The following is a 19,094-nucleotide window of genomic DNA, read 5'->3' on the forward strand; positions in this document are numbered from 1 at the left end:
CGGCTTCCTGCGCGCAAACGGTGGCCTGAACGGCACCTACGGCGGCGGTACGTATCGCGGCGTGGACTACCGCGTCGAGCGCAACGGCAACCAGCTCGATCTGGTGGTCACCGGGGCGAGCGGCCCGACGCTGTCGACGCCGCTCTTCGGGGGCAACTTCGCGCAGATGTCGCTCGAGCAGGCCCAGGCCAGCATGAGCGTGGTGCGCGATCGCATGGGCCGCATGTCGGGCCCGGCATATCTGGGCACCAACGCCGCCAACACGGTGTGGATGACGCCTTACGGCGGCTGGTCCACGGGCTCGCAAGGCGCCGCCACGCCGGGCTTCGATCGCAAGGTCGGTGGCCTGGCGGTGGGCACGGACCGGGCGCTTGGCGACAAGACCCGGGTCGGCGCGGCGCTGCTGGTGCAGGGTGCATCGATCAAGGGCCGCGACAGTGCGACGGAAGATCGGGCCAGCGGCGCGAGCTATCAGGTCGCGGGCTACTTGAGCCACGACCTGGGCCAGCAAGGCCGCGTGTCGGTGATCGGCAAGGTGGGCCTGGATCGCAACAGCGCAAGCCGGCGCGACACCATCGGCGACGAGGCGCAAGCCAAGTCGAACCCGAACGCGCGCACGGCGGTGCTGTCGCTGAACTACGAACGCGATCACCAACTCGGCAAACACACGGTCACGCCGTGGCTGGAGGTCGAGTATGGCCGCGCGGGCGTGGGTGCGCATCAGGAGCGTGGCGCGGGGTGGTCCAACCTGAGCGTGGGCAAGCAGGAAGCGCAGTCGCTCACGCCGATGGTGGGCATGAAGTATCGCTACCAGCTCGCGGATGATCAGAGCGTCACCGCCTACGCCGGTGTGGGCTACGACATCCTGGCCAAAAAGCCCAGGCTCAACGCCAAGGACGCCGCAGGCACGTCCTTCGCGGTGAACGGGGCACAGCCGGGCAAGGTGGTGACGCGCTTCGGTCTGGGCTACGAGATGCAGGGTCCGGGCAAGTCGCAGATCCGCATCAGCCAGGACTACGCAGGCAAGTCGGGTCGCGGCGACTACTCGCTCAACCTGAACGTGGCGATCCCGCTGGGCAAGTAGCCGAAGGCACGCAGGCCTCCCTGATGTTGGGGAGGTCTGCCTGTTTTTGGGGGAGGGCGGGCGCTTCGTATCGAGGAGGCCCGGTTGCTCTTGGCGGGCCTCTTCGTCGTGAAGGGGCCTGTTCGCTTATGCGAGGGCGCTTCGCTTCGAAGAGGCGCGCTCGCCGGCGGCACTGCCGATCTTCCGTGTCGCGGGTTCAGGCGTGGCGCGCGGCGACCGCCTGGGCCAGCCATTCTCGCGGCGACGCGCCCATCTTTTGACGGAACGCTTTCGACAGCGAGGCCTGCGTCGCAAAGCCCAACTCGGCCGCGATCAGTTTGGCGGGCTTGCCCGCCCGCAGCATCGACGCGGCCAGCGTCAATCTCCAATCGCTCAGATACTGCGCGGGCGTGGTCCCGAGCGCCTGCTTGAAGGCCGCCGCGAACGCGCTGCGCGACATGCCGGCGATGCCGGCCATGCGCTCGAGCGTCCAGTCTTCGCCGGGCTCCCGATGCAGGGCCACCAATGCGCGCGCCAGTCGCGCATCCGACAGCCCCATCACCAGACCGTTGTCGACGCCTGCCTGAGCGGGATGGTCGATGATCCAGCGCAGCAGCTGAATCAACACCACCTCGAACAAGCGATCCGCCAACAGCCGGGAGCCGCAGCGCACCTGATCGGCTTCGCCGAACAGCAGATCCAGCGCGGGCTCCAGGCCGGGAACCTCGCGCAGCGGCACCAGCATGGCCGGCGGCAGGGCCTGAACGATGGGGTTGCGCGCGCCGCCATCGAAGTCCAGCGCGGCGCAGGTGAAGTCGTTGCCGTCGGGCGGGTTGATGAATTCGTGGTGGACCGAGCCCGGGTAGAACAGGAGGGTGGGTTCGGTCAGATGAAGGTGCCGAGGCGCGCCTTGGCCGACGCGGTCTCGCAGCTCCATGTCGCCGTTGCGCAGCACGTGCAGATAGCCGCGGCCCGGAGCGGCTTCGAACGTCTGCACGCCGCACAAGGCGCCCGTGTGGAACAACGTGGCGCGCACGCGGAAGCGCTCGAGCAGGCTCGTCAGACGGTCTAGCGGGGGTTGGGCGGGATCGGCCATGGCGGGGAATGCGACGGTGGGCTGGACGCCAGTTGGGAGGTGTGGCGGCTCAGAATTGGACGACAGGATAAGTTTACTGGACGAATATACGCCAGGAGTACAGGGGTTCTACGTAGTATTTGCTTCAAGCGCGGCACTCATCCGAGGCAGGCGCCAGATCCCAACCTACTGGAGTTCATCATGTCCCGTGTTTCCCTTATCGATACCTCTTCCTCCTCCGGCGAGCGTCAGGCATTGCTCAACGAGATCCATGGCGCGTTCGGCGCCACGCCCAATATGTTCAAGGCGGTGGCCAACTCCACGGCGGCGCTCAAGAGCATGTGGGGTTCGTTCGGCGCGCTCGGCGGCGGCGTGATCTCGCCGAAGCTGGGCGAGCAGATCGCGGTGGCCGTGGCCGACCGCAACGCGTGCGAGTACTGCCTGGCCGCGCACACCGCGCTGGGCCGCAAGGCGGGCGCCAGCGCCGACGAAATGAGCGCGGCGCAGGCCGGCAACTCGACCGACCCCAAGACCGCCGCCGCGCTGCGCTTTGCGCTCCAGGTAGTCGAGTCGCGCGGTCAGATCGCCGACGCCGATGTGCAGGCCGTGCGCGCCGCCGGATTCAGCGACGAGGAGATCGTCGAAATCCTGGCGCACGTGGCGCTGAACCTGTTCACGAACTACGTGAACGTGGCCTTCGCCGTCCCGGTCGACTTCCCGGGCGTGAAGCTGCGTAAGGCGGCCTGAGGCAAAGCGATGTCGTATCACCCGGCGCGACGCTTCGCCGCATCGCGCCGGCTTTACAGGAGTATCGCCATGACGGCTTTATACGACCCCCGGCAGGCCCTGCCCGCGCCGCCGCTGCAGACCACGCAATGGCTCAACACGCCGCACCCCATCGATCTCGCCGCATTGCGCGGCAAGGTGGTGGTGTTGCACGCATTCCAGATGCTGTGTCCGGGCTGCGTGATGCAGGGCCTGCCGCAGGCGGAGCGCGTGCACCGGCTGTTTCGCAATCAGGACGTGGCCGTGATCGGGCTGCACAGCGTGTTCGAGCACCATGCGGTGATGACGCCGCAGGCGCTGGACGCTTTCGTGCATGAATACCGCTGGAGCTTTCCGATCGGCATCGATCAGCCGGACGGCCGCGACGGAATTCCGCTGACGATGCGCACGTACGCGCTGCGCGGCACGCCGAGCCTGATCCTGATCGATCGCGCGGGACGCCTGCGGCTGCATCACTTCGGCCACCTCGATGACCTGGTGCTCGGTGCCGCGATAGGGCAGTTGCTCAGCGAGCCGGCGAGCGTTGCCGCCGGGCAGGATGACGCAGAGCGCCCGAGCCTCGAGCCACCGGGCGACTGCGCGCAGGGCGTCTGTGCCGTGCGGACGTGAGTGCGGCGGGAGGCATCGCTCGCTTATCAGCGTGCGCGTGCAGAGGCTCGAGCCGCGTCCAAAGACGCCTGCACACTGTGCAAGGGGCGGAAGTTTTCCTCGTCCAGCTCGGCCGCGGCCGCCATCCACGGGTGCGCGTACGCGACGACGTCGAAGCCCTGCGCCCGCGCGTCTTTTGAGGCTTGTGCGCATGCCGCCATGCACTCTTCGTGTCTGCCCTCCTGGTAGAGCGACCACGCAACGGGCACCAGGTGCACCGCGACGGTAGCGCCGGTGGCCGACGCATATTGCTCGAACAACGCGCGGTTGGCCGGGATGGTGGACTCGACCGCACAGAGCACGGCGATCTTCTTGCCGGCACGCGACGCCGCCTCCGCCAGGGCCGCGTCTGCCCGGATCACGGCAACGCCGGATGCCGCGAACGTATCGACCGCGGCGCCCAAGGTGGCGCAAGTCACGACAACGGCATCGCTCTCACTCGCCAGCTTGCGTAAGGCCGCGTGGACCCGATCGTGCGCGGCTGCAGGGTCTGCCTGTTGCTCCGCGATGGCCTGCCGAAGATCGGCGCGCACTTCGTGACGCACTACTTCCGGCGGCCATCCCGCGCGCTCGGCGGCATGCGCGAAGAGGGCGACGTTGCCTTCCATCGTGTGGAGAAAAGAGATGCTCATGGGGCTCAATCCTTGCGAAGTCATGTTCGATCCGGATTGTTCGCCTCGCGTCGGAGGGCAACAAGACCATTGCCGATACTGGTATTGCCAGTTCCCCCGTCTGCGCCGCGCGAGTCGAAGTTGATGAACGCGGATAGCGCCGCCTCGGCGAGGCGGGCTCGGCATCGCGCGCCATCGCTTGGCATCGTCGCGCCCTCTTGCGTGAAATCGCCAGGCTGAGATCGAGAACAGCCGCGTCTCAGCCCAACCCTCACGCGTGAGATCGATGACCGGGTTCTGCGAGTTGTCGTTCTGTCGCGCAATGGGCTCGCGAACCCGGTCACTACGCCGCCTTAGCCGTTCTTCGGCACCGGCGTGTTCAGCAGCTGCTGCTCCCACAAGTACGCGATACCACTGCCGCCCGCGTGCTCCACGATCACCTTCGTGATCTCGGCGGCCTGCTCGGCGCGGGCCCAGTCGCGCTGCCATTCGGCGGCGACGGCGAGCCACGTCATCATGTTGGCGCCGGCGGCGATCATGCGCTGGATCGCGACCTGATGCGCTTCGACGGAAACGCCGCCGGATGCGTCGGTCACCACGGTCACGTCCCAGCCTTCACCCAGCGCCTGGATGGCCGGCATCGCGACGCACACCTCGGTCCACAGGCCCGCGATGATCAGCTGCTTGCGGCCGGTGGCCTTCACCGCGTCCACCACTTTCTGATCCTGCCAGGTATTGATGAGCGTGCGGTCGATCACCTCCTGACCGGGAAACACATCGGTGATCTGCGGAAAGAGCAGCCCGCCTCGTTCGGCGATCACCGTCGTGAGAATGGTGGGCACGCCGAAGGCCCTTGCCGACTTGGCCAGACCTGCCGTGTTGTTGATCACCATCTGCGGTTCGTGGCTGTTCACGTTCGCGAGTTGGTAAGGCTGGTGATCGATCAGAACGAGTACCGAATCCTCGGGGCGGAGAAGCGAATCAAGGCCGTTGCGAAAAGTCATTCAGGCTTCCTTTGTGTGGGTGAGCTAAGTGGCTTCGCTGTTCTTGCGCCCGGTGCGGCGCAGGACAGGATGCTCATTCTGCTGTTCCACTATCCGTCGAGGTAGTACCATTTTCCGAAAGCTGTGTCGCCAAACGGGGAACGCCAAAGTGGATACGGAAGACTTGCGGACATTCGTTGAAGTCGCTGATGCGGGAGGCGTGTCGCCCGCCGCGCTGCGGCTGGGCTTGTCCAAATCCATCGTCAGCCGCCGGCTTGCCCGCCTCGAAGCGGAGCTCGGCGTGCAATTGCTGGCGCGATCCACGCGTGGCGCGGCGCTCACCGAAGCGGGCGCCACCTTTCGGGACTACGCCGCCAGAGTGTGCGGCGAGATCGACCTCGCCCGCGACATGATCCTGCCGTCGGGCAACCTGCGTGGCCGGATGCGCATCTCCGCGCCGCTCACCTTCGGCCCCTCGCATTTCGCGCCGGTGCTCGCCGAGATGGCGCGCCGCCATCCCGAGCTGCATATCCAGACGTGTTACAGCGACCGCTTCGTCGACCTCATCGCAGAGGGCTACGACTGCGCCATCCGCGTGGGCTACCTGCCGGACTCCAATCTGGTCGCACGACGCATCGGCCGCATCTACGGCAAGCTCGTCGCGAGCCCGGCATACATCGAGGCCCACGGCGCGCCCGACACCCTGCAAGACCTCGCCTCGCATCAGTGCCTGATGCAGGGCACCGAGTCCTGGAAGTTCATGGACGACGACGAGGTCATCAACGTGCGGCCGCACGGGCGCTTCAAGGCGGATAACGGCACGGCGCTAGCCGCGGCGGCCGTGGCCGGCGTCGGCATCGCCTACCTGCCCGACTGGGTCACCGACGAATACGTGGAAGCCGGAGCGCTGGTGCCCATCATGACGCGCTACCCGCCACCGGCGGCAGGCGCGTATGTCGTCCGTCCGCCGGGACAACACCCATCAAGAAATATTCGCGTGCTGACGGAGCTGTTGATCGAGACCTGCGACAACTCGCCGTATCGGGTGGGGCTGGCGGGCGTGGAGTAGCGTCAAGACTGGTCCAGGGATTATCGCGGGGGACTGGCGACCCCAGAATGTGGGCCGGCGTCTCAAAGCATGTGGACCGCAGTCTACGCGTAAACATGATCTTCTTCGCCAAGGTCAAGTTGAAAGCGGTTAGCACAGGGGATGCACTTTCCTTACCTTCATGCTCATTAAATTAACTTGAGGATAGACCCACATGTCGCGTTACGCGCCGTTGAAAGACTTCTTACTTTCCCGTCCCGACGCTCAGGTGACTCTGAGCTTCGATGAGTTAGATAAGATCGTGCCCGGTGGCTTACCCGCCTCTGCGAGACAGTACCCAACGTGGTGGGCAAACAGCGCAGCGAGTCAGCCTCATGCGAAATACTGGCTCGACGCAGGGCGCCGCGCCACGCCCCAATTCAAATCGAATAGAGCGGTGTTCACTTTGGACTCCTCCGTGGATACGGATGAGTTAGCAGCCGCTGTGGTTGTGGAGGCAACCCCCCAAGCGTTGACTGAGTATGTTGAGAGCAGCCTAAGTCTCGAGCGAGACCTTGAGGAGCAGATACTAAGTCACCTCGATGTACTAGAGCCTGGCCTGACGCTTGTCTCACGGCAAGAATCTAGTGGTGTGGGACGGCTCGACCTGCTTGCGCGGGACGCTCAGGGTCGCACGGTCATCATTGAGTTGAAGGCGGGCGAGGCGAAAGACTCGTCCATCGGACAGATCGCCCGATACATAGGCTGGTATGCAAAAAAGGAAGGCACACCACCGAGAGCGATTCTGGTCGCTTCAGGATTTTCTGAACCGCTCAGGTGGGCTGCGCAGGCGATTCCTGGGCTGAAGCTCGTTACGTATCGCGTTCAGTTCAGTTTCGAGGAAGCCACTGTGTCCGAAGTGTAGCCATGGTGCCGGTTACGTGTTTCTCCAAAATTTTAGACGGGGGCAATGAGACGCAGGTTCGAATGCGACAGAACTAGGCGCGGGTAGATTTATTGCGAGCTAGAAGAGCCATCAGAGTCCGTCTATCCTCTTCGAGGAGCTGTCGTACATAGCTGGGGGACCGTCTGCTCGCGCGGTCCACGGCACCTTCAGGCGAAAAAATGCTGCTAAGTCCAGGCATCCGTTTTCTACCAACGCGCTCTTCCATCCACGAATCGAAATTTGTATCGTAAAGAGGGAAGAACATGCAGGAGGATCGATGCAGGGCGCCCGCCCGCAATTCAGCCAACCGCAGGATGTCCGCTAGGTCTCTGTCATATGTAATCAAGTTTGCTACATAAAATTCCCCCATGCTTCGGTCGTTTGAGGTATTCGACATTCTGTCCATCGATCGTAATAGATGGAGGTCCCAAGCGCAGTTGCGGAGAGTGGACAACGGTGCCGGTTTGTCGTGCAATGAATGCAACTTTTGGGATAGTTGCGACAGTCCGCCTCTACACAATATGTCAGCACAGACAATCAGCTCGCGGAGCATAACCGTAGACATTTCTTCGTGCATAAAAAGCACGAGTTCCTCCATTTTGGAGGCTGCTCCCTTTGCTGACGAGTATTCAATGATCTTTGTTCTTACGAGCATTGCCTCCATCAAATCCACCTGGCCCTCTATGTGTGGTGCGGTGTAATCCATAGTTCGATAGAAGTCTGTTAAAAAATCGTCTGCATAGGCTTCCGCTTGCTCTCTAAATTGAGAGCGGAACTTTTGTCCCCATTGCGCATCGAAGGGCTCTTGAATCAAACCGATGGCGTGCAGCGCGGCCATGGTTTGACGCACTCCCATAACGGTTTTCTCCGCTTTATCTCGCTGGGCTTCCCAAAGGTAAAGATAGGGATTGACTCGTGATAGTTCTTCAAGAGGAAAATGGTCGGACATTGCCTTGCAGAACTGGAGCAATGGCGCCGCAGGATCGGCCCGGTACGCCAACCGCCGAACGAAGCTCGCTGCATTGGAGTCGACAAAGGTCGCAGTGCCCATGAGAATATTTATCGTATCGGAAGTTGCGGCCTCATAGTCGATCACCCAGAGAGATTTTCCGCGGAACACTGTCGATACAAAACCGCTGGTGCAGAAGCTATGGCGTCTTAGCTTGAACGGGCCGTTGCCGTCATCTGAGGCATAGATGATCCTCCAATCCTTGAGCAGACTTAGGTTGCGCTGGAATGAACGCAACGCCTGGAGTGGATCTTTCGCCATCCCGATCTCAAGGATGGCGCATTGAACGTCCGTTGGTATGCAATGTAGCGATTGTCTGGAGGTCATCAGCAATTCGAAGCGCCCACCGAATCTAGGGGCGGTGATTTTGATTGTGCGGCATTGGCGCTCTTCTGCCTGTGAGCCGTGATGCCAAAAAAAAAGGTCACTCAAGCGAGATGATTAGCCCAGAACCGGGATTTTTGTCTCTAGTGTTTGTTACCCACCCCCGGCTCCTGGCATGTGAAAACCCATAGCGTGGGTCGGGTTCGTCACGCAGTCTAGGATGGCAGGTTGATACGCCGTCATGAACGAGTCTGCCGAAGCCGACCCGATCAACGCATTGACCTCTTATAAACTTGCAACCTGCCTCAAGGCGACAGTGTGGGAGTGAATGAGTGTCGGAAAAACGAATACATGATCAGCAAAGCGTCGCGTGCATCCTGTTCAAGTATCGTTGCCGGATGAGATTTTCGACTGGAAACTCGTTGACCGATTGTGTCTGGATCGCTCGCGCTTCGGCGGTGAACAAAAGGATTTCGGAAATCGTTCATCACGGCAATTTCGTCAAGTAGATCATCTGGAAATAGTTTGGCTGCGCGAGCCTTGTTGACGGCACTAGCTAGTGTAGGGCTTCGTTCGTGGGAGGGCCGAGGCGGTAGCGCGTCGTTAATCACGTGCTCGGCGTAAGCCAGCGCAAGTATGAGCGTCGCAATGAAGTTGCCATGCACATAGCTGCTACGGGCTTCCTCGAATATTGCAGCCGTCTCTGCTCGTCCAAGGTAGCCAACATTGATGTGCTGTTCCGAAATCCAACGAAGTCGATTAGCACGATCGGATCGGCTGCCCGCGTCCTTACGCTTGAGATAGGCAATCGCTCTTTCGCGGAAACCCTCGTCGCTCTCCGGCTTAAATGTTCCATCGGGACTCGAGCGGGGCGAGAATGGATATTTTGGCATCATGGTCGGATTTTGGCACGGCTATCGTCAAAAAACCTATCCATCCAATGGCCATGCGCCCTCGCGAGTCGCGTCACGGTGTCGCGCGGAGTGTGGGAATGGTCCTCCGCTGCGAAGCCAGCGTCCGCCCCGAAGCCTACCGCGTCACGTGTTGTCTCCGTACGGAATGGATCACATGCAGGCGTCAGCGCCTCGTCGCATAGAGTGACGTTTCATGTCCTGTATGCGCGGAAGGTCCCAGCTCCTCTATTTTTCCGTGGACTGTGCGATCCGCGTAGGCCGCCAGCGGCAGGCGCGTATGTCGTCCGTCCGCCGGGACAACACCCATCAAGGAATATTCGCGTGCTGACGGAGCTGTTGATCGAGACCTGCGACAACTCGCCGTATCGGGTGGGGCTGGCGGGCGTGGAGTAGCGTGGCGCCTAGCGCGCCCAGCTCATGACAAGCTCCGCCTGGCCCGTGGTGGAATCCAGGCTTTCCTCCACGACCGCAAAACCCTGTGAGCGATAGAACGCCACGCTTGCCGCGTTGGCTTGGTAAACCGTCAGGCTGAGATCGCTGCGCAGGCGCTTCGCGTGGGCAAGCAGCGCGCTTCCGATGCCGGATCCCTGGAAATCCGGCGAGACAAAAATCGCCGCGAGTCTGTCGCCCAGCAAGGCGAAGAAGCCGACGACCGTTTCATCGGCTTCGTACACCCACACCTCCGATCCCGGCAGGTACGTCGTGCGCATGCTGTCCACCTGTGAACGCCAGAATGCGGGCGCCACGAAGTGATGCGCCTCGATGGAGGCGGACAGCCATATCTCCAGTACGGCTTCCATGTCTGTTTCGCGAAAGGCTCGGATCATGGGGGGCAAATAGGGCGCTTGCGTTACGGGGTCGCCGAGCGTAGCACGCACGCCGGGCCGTGCTGGCGCACGCACGGCCTGAATTGCTGGCTTCACGTCGCACCAATTTCCGACGGTTCGTCGTTAATTGAGGCCGTGTGCGTTCAGCCGCTGACGGTGCGTCGGTGTCAGCCGACGGCCATTCGGCGGCGGACGTACTGTTGCTGTTGCGGATCGCGGCCGCTGCGAGCGGGCCGAAGACCGCTGGCTTGCCAATCCCCCGTGACGCAAGGCGAAGACTGCGGGTTTCACGACGTTGCGACTTCCCGAGTGGCCTGTTGACGGCCCTTGTCGCTCGCGGCGAGCTCGAACCCCTCATCGAGCCAACCCGTAATCCCGCCGATCATGACCTTCACGGGCCGGCCCATTTGGGCCAGACGCAGCGCGGCGCGCGTCGCGCCGTTGCAGTGTGGGCCGGCGCAGTACGTCACGAACAGCGTATCGAGGGGATAGTCCACAAGTTTCGACTCGACGAGCTTGCCGTGAGGCAGGTTCACCGCGCCAGGCACGTGGCCCTGCGCGAACAGAGCGGGACTCCGTACATCCAGCAGCACGAAGCCGGGCGCTCCGCTGGCGAGCGCGCCCGACACATCGGAGCAGTCGGTTTCGAATCGCAGCGCTGCGTGAAAATGAGCAGATGCGGCGGCGGAGTCGGCGGCAGGGATGGCGGTGACGGCGTTGGATGTCGACATGTTGACCTCTGAATGATCGGGGCGGGGAGACAATCCCGGAAAGCGAATCCGGGAGCCACATTCTGGCGCCCAGGCACTGCGGCGATAAGTGGCGAAAATGACAATGTCCGGTAACATCACGCCATGCGAAATCATCTCGTCGTCGCGCTGGCCTACGACCGGCTGTGTACATTCGAGTTCGGCTGCGTGACCGAACTCTTCGCGCTCGAGCGTCCGGAGCTCGGCGTCGATTGGTATCGCTTCGACGTGTGCGCAAGCGAGCCCGGACCGCTGCGCGCCGCGGGCGGAATCACGGTGGCCGCGCCGTATTCCCTCAAACTGCTCGACCGTGCGGACACGATCATCGTGCCGGGCTGGCGCGATGCCGACGAGTTGCCACCCGAGCCGCTATTGAAGAAGCTGCGCAAGGCGCACCAGCGCGGCGCGCGGCTCTGCTCCATCTGCTCGGGCGTGTTCGTGCTGGCGGCGGCAGGCGTGCTCGACGGGAAGACCGTGACGACTCACTGGCGGTACGCGGCAAAACTGCAGCAGCGCTATCCGCAACTGGTCGTCGAGCCGGACGCGCTGTATGTCGACCAAGGCCAGATCATCACCTCGGCCGGCTCTGCCGCGGGGCTCGATATGCTGCTGCATCTGGTGCGACGCGATCACGGTGGCGCGGTGGCCAACCGGGTCGCGCAGCGGCTGGTGGTGGCGCCGCATCGAGAGGGCGGGCAGGCGCAGTTCGTGCCGCGTCCCATGCTGCAAGACGAGGCCGGGCGTCTCACCAAACTGATGGACTGGATGCGCCGGCATTCCGCGAAGTCGCACACGTTGCGTTCGCTCGCCGACCGCGCGGCGATGAGCACGCGGACACTGCAACGGCAGTTTCACGACGCCACTGGCATGTCGCCATACGAATGGCTCCTGCGCGAACGCGTAGCGGCGGCGCGGGACATGCTCGAAGCGCGATCCACGTTGCCCATCAGCCGCATCGCCGAGTTGGCGGGCTTCGGCTCCGAGGAGTCGATGCGTCGGCATTTCCGCCGTATCGTCCTGACCAGCCCTGCGGCGTACCGCGAAAAGTTCGGCAATAGCGCGGTGGCGCAAAAGCGCGGCTCCGCGGCTTGAGAGCAGGCGGCCAGGCTGACTCGTTCACCCCGGCGCAGGGCCGCCGCGGCGTCAAACGCCAGGGGGACGTAAAATATCGGCCTTTAGCTTCTACCTGCTGCTCTTATGAACCTCGACCGACTGCGCCGCGAATTCCCCAATTACGACATCTCGACCCTGCCTCCGCTGCCCGAAGGCTACGTCGACGCCTCGAGCTACATCGATGCCGCTCCGTCGTTCGAAAACGAGGAACGCGGCTTGAAAGTGTTCGTCGACTACGCCAACTACGCCGACCGCGAATCCGGCCGCAGCCAGCGATTCTGCGTCTCGCGCTTCGACGAAGAAGAGGGCGATTACGAAGACGTGGCACTCTCGACGAACGACTGGGCCGAAGTCCTGCGCTTTTTGGCTGCCTGAGGGTTTTGGGGCGGGGGAGCGATCGGTCTGGCCCGGTCGCGGGATCACGGTTGCCGGCGAAGGCTGGCGCCGCCGTGCATTGCCTTGATTAGGTGTCAGACTACATTTTGGTCCGCAAAATATCGCGAAAAGGTAGTCTGACACCATTAAAGCCCAGCTAACTCCTGGCCGACCATGAATCGATGCCCGTCTGGGGTGCCTATGACGAACTCGCGCATGCCGTGCGGTCTGTCGATCGGAGGCTGAAGGATAAGGGCTCCGCGATTGAGAAACTCATCGTGTAGTGCATCCACGTCGTCGACGTTGAGATAACCAAAGTAGCTGTGGTCGCCGGTTTCGGATGGCGCCATTGCGTCTGGGCAATGGCCCATCATGATGCGCACACCACCTCGCGAGGCGAGTTGCCAGCCGGTGCCTTCGGGCCATTCGAGCCGAAAGCCGAGCACGTCTCGAAAGTATGAGGCGCTTCGCTCAAGGTCGGGGACGGCAAGCACAAAAGAGAATGGACGCAGATTGGAGTTGAGCTCGCTCATGTCGGCAGCCTCGTTTCACGGGGAGTTGATTCTAGTGCGTCGATGTCGCCCGCTTCCAGTCGAATACTGTTGCGGTGCATGATTAGGTGTCAGACTGCATTTTTGCCCACGCGTCTCGTCAGGCCTTGGGAAAATGTATTCCGACACCTGTAAAGCCGCCACTTCCAAAGCCAACGCCGTCTGCTCATGACTATGCTAATTGATCGTCCTAATACCGCACTGGTCGTTATAGATCTTCAAACCGACGTCGTCGCAACGGCTTATCGTCGTGATGAAGTCCTCCGCGCCGTCCAAACACTCATTGAACGTGCGCGCAGTGCGCAGGTGCCGGTTATCTGGGTCCAGCATACTGACGATGACCTCAAGGCAGGCAGCGACGCTTGGCAGATCGTTGCCGAGCTTTCTCCAAAGGCAGGTGAGGCGATTGTCGAGAAGCGTTATCGGGACGCGTTTGAAGATACCGAGCTGGAGCAAGTGTTGTCGACGCTCGGCATTGGCAAGCTCGTTGTGGCCGGTGCGCAGACGGACATGTGCGTCCGGTCCACGCTTCATGGCGCCCTCGCGCGCGGTTATGACACGACGCTTGTCGGCGACGCGCACACGACCGTGGACATGACGCAGCAAGGGGCGCCGCCACCGGACGCAGTGATCAGCCATACCAATATGTACTGGAGCACTCAAAGGGCACCAGGCCGCGTGGGTGGAGTCGTCGCCGCGAAGGACGTCGATTTTTCTCGCACCTGAACTACGTGGCAGAGTGCAATGGCGCAGACATCTCGGGCCGGAATAAGGTGTCAGACTGCAATATCGAAGATAAGGTGTCAGACTGCAATACCGCAGGCACCTCGTCCCGAGATATCGAGTCAGACTGCGGCATCACGAGATAACGAGTCAGACTGCAATATCCCAGGTACCCCGTCCGAAGAGACCGACATGACATCACAGCCAGAGCGCTTCCTGAATCATCTCGCCACGCTTGGCTGGACGGTGCAGCGGACCACGTCCGCCTCGGCGCCAGTGGCCGCCGCGGGCGACGCGTACGGCTATGGCGCTTTCCTGGCGGCGTTCACCGAGTTGCACAATGCGGATCAGACACGCTGGTTCCTGAGCGCCGCAGACCATGACGGCACGGCGGATAGTGCCTTTCCGTGGCATGCCATGCGCGATATCAGTCTGGATGCCGCGCTGGACGACGCCGGCCGGCAGGCCGTTCTCGATTTCTGGCAACAGCACACGCCCATCTACATGAGCGTGGCTGGCGATTATGAGTTCCTGGCGATCGCACGCGACTCGGGCCGCATCGTGCACGGCATCGAGCCTGAATTCGAGGACACCCGCGATGTCGCCCCGAATCTTGCCGCGCTGTTCGACGATATGATGGCGGGTCGTGCCGCGTCGGCGCTACTGACTTAACGTTGTATGCAGCAGCCTACGCAGCCTCATATTCCGCCGGACCTGAAGGCGTATACGCACGACGATATTCCAGCGCAGGAAACGTGGCTGGACTGTGCCACCGCAGACCAGGGGCGGCTGCGCGTGGTGTTGCTTGCGGCCGATCCGCAGGCGGCGGCGCCGTTGCTGGCGCGAGCCCGCTCGATCGTCCGAGGTCTGGCCGTGCACCGCAGCGCGGCGCTGCATTTCCTCTGGCGCGCCGAGCGCGACAGCGGTGAGCCTGAAGATCCTCCCACGGCGTTCCTCGAACACTTCCTTCCATCGGATCTGGTCGTCTCTGCCGACGGCGGTTACGTGCTGCACCTGACGCCGCACGACGCGACGTGGTTCATGGATGGCTATTGGCCCTCCGTTAAGTTCGGCGCAGACGACGCTCCCATAGCCTGGGTCTGCGAATCCTGATCCAGGCTGTTAAAGCGACCGGGCTGCTCCGGCCATTCCGGCGTATGCAGACCGGTAAGCCGCTCGCGGCGGGGCGCCTTTGGCAGGCGCTGCGTGGAAATTGCAGTCTGACTCCAATTTTCCACTGTCAGGCGCCGCGCGGAAATTGCAGTCTGACTCCAATTTTCGCCAATTTTCGTCCATACCCACCGCCGTCCCGGGTGGAAGAGCCGATGCTGGTGTCCATCCGGTCCACCCCGCAGTCGCGCATATTGCACCGACGCCAAGATCACTCTCCCTTCCGCACATCCTCCAAAAGCTTATCCGCCTCGTCCTCGAGCAGGCCGATCACCTTGATGAAGCTGGCGTACTCGCTCTCCGTCAGGCGGCCCCGCAGCCGTTCCTCTCGTTCCATGGAATGTGGCAAGCCCTGGCGCAATAGCTCGGTGCCTTCGGGCGTCAAGGTGAGAATCTGTTTGCGGCGATCTTCGGGATCGCTGGACATTTTGAGCAAGCCCTTGTCCGAAAGCTCCATTGTCACCCGGCTTACCTGACTGTGGTCGAAGCTGGCCGTGCGCGCGATCGCGCCTGAGGATGAGGTTCCGCCGAGCCGGCTCAGGACGACCAGGACGCGCCATTGGCGGCTGGTGAGATCCAGGTTTGCGCGCACGGAGGCATCGACCAGGCGCGACAGAACCTGCGCAAGGACCGACACGCGATAGGTGATCAGCGTTTCCGGGCGGTGAGCGTCGACCTGCGCGGCGGTGGCGCGTTTGCGCTTCTGTCGGCCGGTGGGTAGGGTTTTCCTTGCTATATCATTATTTGCCATAGCACATATTGGACGTTAGTATTTGTTCATCGAAGAACGGTTGCTCCATTCTAAGGTCCAGGTGCATGTTGCGTGCGTGAGCAAGCGGGAAGTGCCTCAGGGATGGCCCGAGGCGCATATCGCGAGCGTGAGCACGCGGGAAGTGCCTCAGGAGCCGCCCGAGGCGCATTTCGCGAGCGTGAGCACGCGGGAAGTGCGTCAGGAGCCGCCCGAGGCGCATGTCGCGAGCACGAGCAAGCGGGCAACGCCTCAAGAACCGCTCGACGTCCCTCCCATCACTCAACTCGGTCTGATCTCATGGAAAGCTGTTCTTCTGCCGCATCGGGTGATGCCTCGGGCCCGCTCTCCGGGCTGCGTGTCGTGGATCTTTCACGGCTCGTGGCGGGGAACATGTTGTCGATGCAGTTGGCCGACTTCGGGGCCGATGTGATCAAGGTCGAGTCGGCGCGCGAGGGCGACACGCTGCGTCATTGGCGTGAAGACCTGGACGACGGCGGTTCGCTGGATGCCTGGTGGCAGGTGTATGGCCGCAACAAGAAAAGCCTGGCCCTGGATCTGCGCGATCGCGATGCCATCGGGATTCTGCGCAAGATTCTGGCTGGGGCGCAGGTGCTCATCGAGAGTTTCAGGCCCGGAACGCTGGAGTCCATGGGCCTCGCGCCTGCTGCGCTGCACGCGTTCAATCCGCGGCTCGTCATCGTGCGCATATCCGGCTGGGGGCAGACCGGGCCCTACCGCGATCTGCCGGGGTTCGGCAGTCTGCTGGAAGGCTTTTGCGGCTTCGCGTACAAGCACGCGGTCGACGATGTTCCTCGGCTGCCGAATCTGGCGCTGGCCGACATGGTCGCTGGCCTGGCGGGCGCGTTCGCCACCGTGGCCGCGGTCCGCGAAGTCGAAGCGAGAGGAGGGCAGGGGCAGGTGATCGATCTCTCCTTGCTGGAGCCGATGCTGGCCATCATGGGCCCGGACGTGACGGCCTATGCGGCCACGGGCCGGGTGGCCGGGCCGTCCGTGAAGATTGCTTCGCCGCGCGGCGTCTATCGATGCAAGGACGGCGGCTGGGTCGCGTTGTCCGGGTCTACCGACACCATGGCGCGCCGGGTGCTGGAGGCCATCGGTCGCGGTGAGCTGGCGGACGAGCCTCGGTTTGCGACGAATGCGGCGCGGCTCGCGAACGATGCCGAGCTCGAGGCCATTCTTGCCGAGGCGATTGGCCAGATGGACCAGGACGCCTGCCTCGCCCATCTGCGTGCGAAGGGCGTGACCGCGGGTCCGATCTATAACGCCGCCGAGCTCGCGGCCGATCGCCATGTGAGGGAGCGCGCCTGTTATGTCGCCCCGGCGCAGGCGGGCGGCACGCTGATGCAGAACGTGATGCCGCGGCTCAGCAACACGCCCGGCCTGATCCGGGAGGCTGCCCCCTTGCTGGGGCAGCACAGCGCGCAAGTGCTGCGGGAAGCCGGCGTCGACGACGCGCAGATCGGCGAGATGGCGGCGCGTGGAGCGATCAAATGCATCTGAATGACCTTCGTTCCCTGCTGTTCGTTCCTGCGACATCGCAGCATCTTTGGGGCAAGGCGGCGGAGCGCGGCGCCGATGCGGTCATCGTCGACCTGGAAGACGGCGTGCCCGCGGACAGGAAGGCGCAGGCACGCGTGATGGCCCGGGAAGCGATCGAGCTGCTGGCGGACGCCACGCCGGTTTTTGTGCGCATCAACGCGCCCGAGGCGCTGTTTGCGCTCGATATCGCGGCATTGCCACTGGATCGCTTGCAGGGCGTGCTGCTGCCCAAGGTCGAGTCGGCCGACGAAGTGCGAAAGCTGGCCGCGTGCATCGCCGGCCACCAAGCCGCCGCGTCGCCCGCCCTTGCCATCGCGGCCCTCATCGAGACGCCGCTGGGCGTGATGGAAGCGCGGCACATCGCCACGGCACACCCCTCTGTGAAGGCCCTGGGATTCGGCGCGGAAGACTACGCCACCGAAATGGGCGTGCCCGCCGAGCCGCAGTCGCTGATGTGGGCAGCTCAGGCCATCACATGCTGCGCGCGGGCCTATGGTCTGGCGTGCTGGGGCCTGCCTGGAAGCATCGCCGAGATCAACGATATGACGGCGTTCGCCGGCCTGGTCCGGCAAGCGCGCCACGCGGGCTTCAGCGGGACGCCCTGCATACATCCTCGTCAGGTGACGGTGGCGAATGCCGGGTTTGGCCCGACCGACGCAGAACTCGGCTGGGCCCGCAGGGTGCTTGTGGCGGACGTAGCGGCCCAAGCGGATGGGCGTGGGGTCGTGACCCTGGACGGGCGAATGATTGATCGCCCGATCGTCGAGCGCGCGCGGCGCTGGCTTCGGTCTTGATGCATCAAGCCTGTCTTGTCGATCGTTTCCCAGGCGTTCCTACTATTCAGAATCCCATGTCTTCAGCGCTCGAACCCATCCCTGCCGATGCCTGTGTGCTCGTGACCGCCCGCTATTTCGACGATAGCGCGAGCGACGCGCTGCGCAATGCCGGGCTCGAAGTGCTCAGCGGAGGCGTCGCCTACGACGCGGTCGACTCGGAGATCACCGATGGCATGCATCGTGCCCTTGCGCGATGCAGCGCGTGGATCATGGGTATCCCGCCCGTCTCATCGGACCTGCTCGCACGTTACCCCCGGCTGCGCGTGCTTGCGCGGCGCGGCGTGGGGTACGACACCATCGATGTGGCGGCAGTGAAAGCGCACGGCCGGGTGCTCACCATTACGCCAGGCAGCAACGAAGCCACCGTCGCTGACCATGCGGTCGGGCTCATGCTGGCTGTTGCACGGCGCTTCTTCGAATCGCATCGACGCATGCAAGCGGGCGAGCAGGGCGTGTTGGTGGGCACCGAGCTGTCCGGCAAGACGGTCGGCCTGATCGGCCTGGGCCGGATCGCGCAATTGGTGGCCCGCAGGCTCGAGGGCTTCGGCGTGCGCATCATGGCTTATGACCCTCATCTTTCCGCGCACGTGGCCGTGCGTGGGGTGGAGATGGCGTCCCTCGAGGCGGTGCTGGAAACAAGCGATTTCGTGAGCTTGCATGCCCCGCTGACCGATGCCACGCGGCATCTGATCAACGCGCGGACGCTCGCCCGCATGAAGCGCGGCGCCATCCTCATCAACACGGCGCGGGGAGAGCTCGTCGACGACGCTGCGCTGCTGGCCGCGCTCAAGGACGGAAAGCTCGCCGGCGCGGGGCTGGACGTGCTCAGCTCGGAACGCGATGCATCCCGAGACGCGGTGACACGCGAGCTACTCGCGCTGCCGACCGCGATTTGCACACAACACACAGGCGGGTCGAGCCGCGAAGGGCTCGCCCGCGCCAACATGCATGCGGCGCAGTGCGTGATCTCCGCACTGCAGGGTCTGCCTCTGCCGCAAGGTTCCATCGTTGCCGACGGAAGAGCGCACGAGCGTTAGCGCATACCACTTTATA

Annotated in this window: 22 protein-coding genes; 13 read left to right on the forward strand and 9 right to left on the reverse strand. The window is 63.2% G+C overall.

Going from position 1 to position 19,094, the window contains the following annotated elements:
* On the forward strand, nt 1-1,084 hold a 1,084-nt coding region (locus tag CAL25_RS05180), incomplete at its 5' end, for an autotransporter outer membrane beta-barrel domain-containing protein (RefSeq protein WP_141217889.1).
* Between the two features lie 196 nt (nt 1,085-1,280).
* On the opposite strand, the gene CAL25_RS05185 is transcribed toward CAL25_RS05180, so the two are convergent.
* Nucleotides 1,281-2,159, reverse strand: a complete 879-nt coding sequence (locus CAL25_RS05185; RefSeq protein WP_094798895.1) for an AraC family transcriptional regulator — start codon at nt 2,157-2,159, stop codon at nt 1,281-1,283.
* Nucleotides 2,160-2,339: 180 nt separating this feature from the next.
* Here CAL25_RS05185 and CAL25_RS05190 point away from each other — a divergent pair, with 180 nt between their 5' ends.
* Both CAL25_RS05190 and CAL25_RS05195 read left to right on the forward strand, forming a co-directional pair.
* Complete coding sequence (locus CAL25_RS05190; RefSeq protein ID WP_094798896.1) at nt 2,340-2,885, forward strand: carboxymuconolactone decarboxylase family protein; 546 nt, start codon at nt 2,340-2,342, stop codon at nt 2,883-2,885.
* Nucleotides 2,886-2,954: 69 nt separating this feature from the next.
* Nucleotides 2,955-3,533, forward strand: a complete 579-nt coding sequence (locus CAL25_RS05195; RefSeq protein ID WP_094798897.1) for a peroxiredoxin family protein — start codon at nt 2,955-2,957, stop codon at nt 3,531-3,533.
* A 26-nt stretch (nt 3,534-3,559) separates the two neighbouring features.
* Here the strand turns inward: CAL25_RS05195 and CAL25_RS05200 are convergent, their stop codons facing one another.
* Entirely contained in the window at nt 3,560-4,204 is a 645-nt protein-coding gene (locus tag CAL25_RS05200) for a hypothetical protein (RefSeq protein ID WP_094798898.1), read from the reverse strand.
* A 332-nt stretch (nt 4,205-4,536) separates the two neighbouring features.
* Nucleotides 4,537-5,187: a hydrolase gene (locus CAL25_RS05205; protein WP_094798899.1), complete on the reverse strand. Its 651-nt coding sequence runs from the start codon at nt 5,185-5,187 to the stop codon at nt 4,537-4,539.
* Between the two features lie 163 nt (nt 5,188-5,350).
* Here CAL25_RS05205 and CAL25_RS05210 point away from each other — a divergent pair, with 163 nt between their 5' ends.
* A complete protein-coding gene (locus CAL25_RS05210) occupies nt 5,351-6,235 on the forward strand; it encodes a LysR family transcriptional regulator (RefSeq protein ID WP_249278959.1) in 885 nt (294 codons plus the stop codon).
* Nucleotides 6,236-6,428: 193 nt separating this feature from the next.
* Nucleotides 6,429-7,118, forward strand: coding sequence for an endonuclease NucS domain-containing protein (locus tag CAL25_RS05215; protein ID WP_094798901.1), 690 nt, complete (start codon nt 6,429-6,431; stop codon nt 7,116-7,118).
* Between the two features lie 73 nt (nt 7,119-7,191).
* Here CAL25_RS05215 and CAL25_RS24345 read toward each other — a convergent pair whose 3' ends face one another.
* The 4 genes from CAL25_RS24345 to CAL25_RS05235 form a co-directional block, all read right to left on the reverse strand.
* Entirely contained in the window at nt 7,192-8,475 is a 1,284-nt protein-coding gene (locus CAL25_RS24345; protein WP_249278960.1) for a hypothetical protein, read from the reverse strand.
* A 302-nt stretch (nt 8,476-8,777) separates the two neighbouring features.
* Nucleotides 8,778-9,368, reverse strand: a complete 591-nt coding sequence (locus tag CAL25_RS23985) for a hypothetical protein (RefSeq protein WP_141217890.1) — start codon at nt 9,366-9,368, stop codon at nt 8,778-8,780.
* A gap of 419 nt (nt 9,369-9,787) precedes the next feature.
* Nucleotides 9,788-10,213 carry an N-acetyltransferase gene (locus CAL25_RS05230; protein ID WP_094798902.1) on the reverse strand — a complete coding sequence of 142 codons (426 nt, stop codon included), beginning with the start codon at nt 10,211-10,213 and terminating at the stop codon, nt 9,788-9,790.
* Nucleotides 10,214-10,500: 287 nt separating this feature from the next.
* On the reverse strand, nt 10,501-10,944 hold the full coding sequence (locus CAL25_RS05235; protein WP_094798903.1) for a rhodanese-like domain-containing protein: 444 nt from the start codon (nt 10,942-10,944) through the stop codon (nt 10,501-10,503).
* Nucleotides 10,945-11,067: 123 nt separating this feature from the next.
* On the opposite strand from CAL25_RS05235, the gene ftrA reads away from it, so the two are divergent.
* Together ftrA and CAL25_RS05245 are read left to right on the forward strand one after the other, a co-directional pair.
* Nucleotides 11,068-12,054 carry a transcriptional regulator FtrA gene (gene ftrA / locus CAL25_RS05240; RefSeq protein ID WP_094798904.1) on the forward strand — a complete coding sequence of 329 codons (987 nt, stop codon included), beginning with the start codon at nt 11,068-11,070 and terminating at the stop codon, nt 12,052-12,054.
* Between the two features lie 105 nt (nt 12,055-12,159).
* Entirely contained in the window at nt 12,160-12,450 is a 291-nt protein-coding gene (locus tag CAL25_RS05245; protein ID WP_094798905.1) for a hypothetical protein, read from the forward strand.
* Between the two features lie 146 nt (nt 12,451-12,596).
* Here the strand turns inward: CAL25_RS05245 and CAL25_RS05250 are convergent, their stop codons facing one another.
* Nucleotides 12,597-12,983: a VOC family protein gene (locus CAL25_RS05250; protein ID WP_094798906.1), complete on the reverse strand. Its 387-nt coding sequence runs from the start codon at nt 12,981-12,983 to the stop codon at nt 12,597-12,599.
* A gap of 186 nt (nt 12,984-13,169) precedes the next feature.
* Here CAL25_RS05250 and CAL25_RS05255 point away from each other — a divergent pair, with 186 nt between their 5' ends.
* From CAL25_RS05255 to CAL25_RS05265, 3 genes are all read left to right on the forward strand, one after another.
* Nucleotides 13,170-13,727 carry an isochorismatase family protein gene (locus tag CAL25_RS05255; RefSeq protein WP_094798907.1) on the forward strand — a complete coding sequence of 186 codons (558 nt, stop codon included), beginning with the start codon at nt 13,170-13,172 and terminating at the stop codon, nt 13,725-13,727.
* Between the two features lie 189 nt (nt 13,728-13,916).
* Nucleotides 13,917-14,396 (forward strand): hypothetical protein, encoded by a 480-nt coding sequence (locus tag CAL25_RS05260; RefSeq protein WP_094798908.1) that lies wholly within the window; start codon nt 13,917-13,919, stop codon nt 14,394-14,396.
* Nucleotides 14,397-14,402: 6 nt separating this feature from the next.
* A complete protein-coding gene (locus tag CAL25_RS05265; RefSeq protein WP_094798909.1) occupies nt 14,403-14,837 on the forward strand; it encodes a hypothetical protein in 435 nt (144 codons plus the stop codon).
* Nucleotides 14,838-15,105: 268 nt separating this feature from the next.
* On the opposite strand, the gene CAL25_RS05270 is transcribed toward CAL25_RS05265, so the two are convergent.
* Nucleotides 15,106-15,645 carry a MarR family winged helix-turn-helix transcriptional regulator gene (locus tag CAL25_RS05270; protein ID WP_094798910.1) on the reverse strand — a complete coding sequence of 180 codons (540 nt, stop codon included), beginning with the start codon at nt 15,643-15,645 and terminating at the stop codon, nt 15,106-15,108.
* Nucleotides 15,646-15,942: 297 nt separating this feature from the next.
* On the opposite strand from CAL25_RS05270, the gene CAL25_RS05275 reads away from it, so the two are divergent.
* The 3 genes from CAL25_RS05275 to CAL25_RS05285 are packed head-to-tail and all read left to right on the forward strand — an operon-like array spanning nt 15,943 to nt 19,078.
* Nucleotides 15,943-17,166, forward strand: a complete 1,224-nt coding sequence (locus CAL25_RS05275; protein ID WP_094798911.1) for a CaiB/BaiF CoA transferase family protein — start codon at nt 15,943-15,945, stop codon at nt 17,164-17,166.
* Nucleotides 17,157-17,999 carry an HpcH/HpaI aldolase/citrate lyase family protein gene (locus CAL25_RS05280; protein WP_094798912.1) on the forward strand — a complete coding sequence of 281 codons (843 nt, stop codon included), beginning with the start codon at nt 17,157-17,159 and terminating at the stop codon, nt 17,997-17,999. The genes CAL25_RS05275 and CAL25_RS05280 overlap by 10 nt, the downstream gene beginning before the upstream one ends.
* A 56-nt stretch (nt 18,000-18,055) precedes the next feature.
* Nucleotides 18,056-19,078: a phosphoglycerate dehydrogenase gene (locus CAL25_RS05285; protein ID WP_094798913.1), complete on the forward strand. Its 1,023-nt coding sequence runs from the start codon at nt 18,056-18,058 to the stop codon at nt 19,076-19,078.
* Nucleotides 19,079-19,094: the final 16 nt, after the last annotated feature.

This window comes from Bordetella genomosp. 5 (genome assembly GCF_002261315.1).
GTDB lineage: Bacteria > Pseudomonadota > Gammaproteobacteria > Burkholderiales > Burkholderiaceae_B > Bordetella.

Excerpts from the sequence above, each read along its gene's own strand:
- CAL25_RS05185 (WP_094798895.1), bottom strand. The coding sequence starts at position 2,159 with ATGGCCGATCCCGCCCAACCCCCGCTAGACCGTCTGACGAGCCTGCTC.
- CAL25_RS05245 (WP_094798905.1), top strand. The coding sequence starts at position 12,160 with ATGAACCTCGACCGACTGCGCCGCGAATTCCCCAATTACGACATCTCG.
- CAL25_RS24345 (WP_249278960.1), bottom strand. The coding sequence starts at position 8,475 with ATGACCTCCAGACAATCGCTACATTGCATACCAACGGACGTTCAATGC.
- ftrA (WP_094798904.1), top strand. The coding sequence starts at position 11,068 with ATGCGAAATCATCTCGTCGTCGCGCTGGCCTACGACCGGCTGTGTACA.
- CAL25_RS05255 (WP_094798907.1), top strand. The coding sequence starts at position 13,170 with ATGACTATGCTAATTGATCGTCCTAATACCGCACTGGTCGTTATAGAT.
- CAL25_RS05205 (WP_094798899.1), bottom strand. The coding sequence starts at position 5,187 with ATGACTTTTCGCAACGGCCTTGATTCGCTTCTCCGCCCCGAGGATTCG.
- CAL25_RS05260 (WP_094798908.1), top strand. The coding sequence starts at position 13,917 with ATGACATCACAGCCAGAGCGCTTCCTGAATCATCTCGCCACGCTTGGC.
- CAL25_RS05190 (WP_094798896.1), top strand. The coding sequence starts at position 2,340 with ATGTCCCGTGTTTCCCTTATCGATACCTCTTCCTCCTCCGGCGAGCGT.
- CAL25_RS05280 (WP_094798912.1), top strand. The coding sequence starts at position 17,157 with ATGCATCTGAATGACCTTCGTTCCCTGCTGTTCGTTCCTGCGACATCG.
- CAL25_RS05250 (WP_094798906.1), bottom strand. The coding sequence starts at position 12,983 with ATGAGCGAGCTCAACTCCAATCTGCGTCCATTCTCTTTTGTGCTTGCC.
- CAL25_RS05275 (WP_094798911.1), top strand. The coding sequence starts at position 15,943 with ATGGAAAGCTGTTCTTCTGCCGCATCGGGTGATGCCTCGGGCCCGCTC.
- CAL25_RS05200 (WP_094798898.1), bottom strand. The coding sequence starts at position 4,204 with ATGAGCATCTCTTTTCTCCACACGATGGAAGGCAACGTCGCCCTCTTC.
- CAL25_RS05265 (WP_094798909.1), top strand. The coding sequence starts at position 14,403 with ATGCAGCAGCCTACGCAGCCTCATATTCCGCCGGACCTGAAGGCGTAT.
- CAL25_RS23985 (WP_141217890.1), bottom strand. The coding sequence starts at position 9,368 with ATGATGCCAAAATATCCATTCTCGCCCCGCTCGAGTCCCGATGGAACA.
- CAL25_RS05230 (WP_094798902.1), bottom strand. The coding sequence starts at position 10,213 with ATGATCCGAGCCTTTCGCGAAACAGACATGGAAGCCGTACTGGAGATA.
- CAL25_RS05195 (WP_094798897.1), top strand. The coding sequence starts at position 2,955 with ATGACGGCTTTATACGACCCCCGGCAGGCCCTGCCCGCGCCGCCGCTG.
- CAL25_RS05235 (WP_094798903.1), bottom strand. The coding sequence starts at position 10,944 with ATGTCGACATCCAACGCCGTCACCGCCATCCCTGCCGCCGACTCCGCC.
- CAL25_RS05215 (WP_094798901.1), top strand. The coding sequence starts at position 6,429 with ATGTCGCGTTACGCGCCGTTGAAAGACTTCTTACTTTCCCGTCCCGAC.
- CAL25_RS05285 (WP_094798913.1), top strand. The coding sequence starts at position 18,056 with ATGTCTTCAGCGCTCGAACCCATCCCTGCCGATGCCTGTGTGCTCGTG.
- CAL25_RS05270 (WP_094798910.1), bottom strand. The coding sequence starts at position 15,645 with ATGGCAAATAATGATATAGCAAGGAAAACCCTACCCACCGGCCGACAG.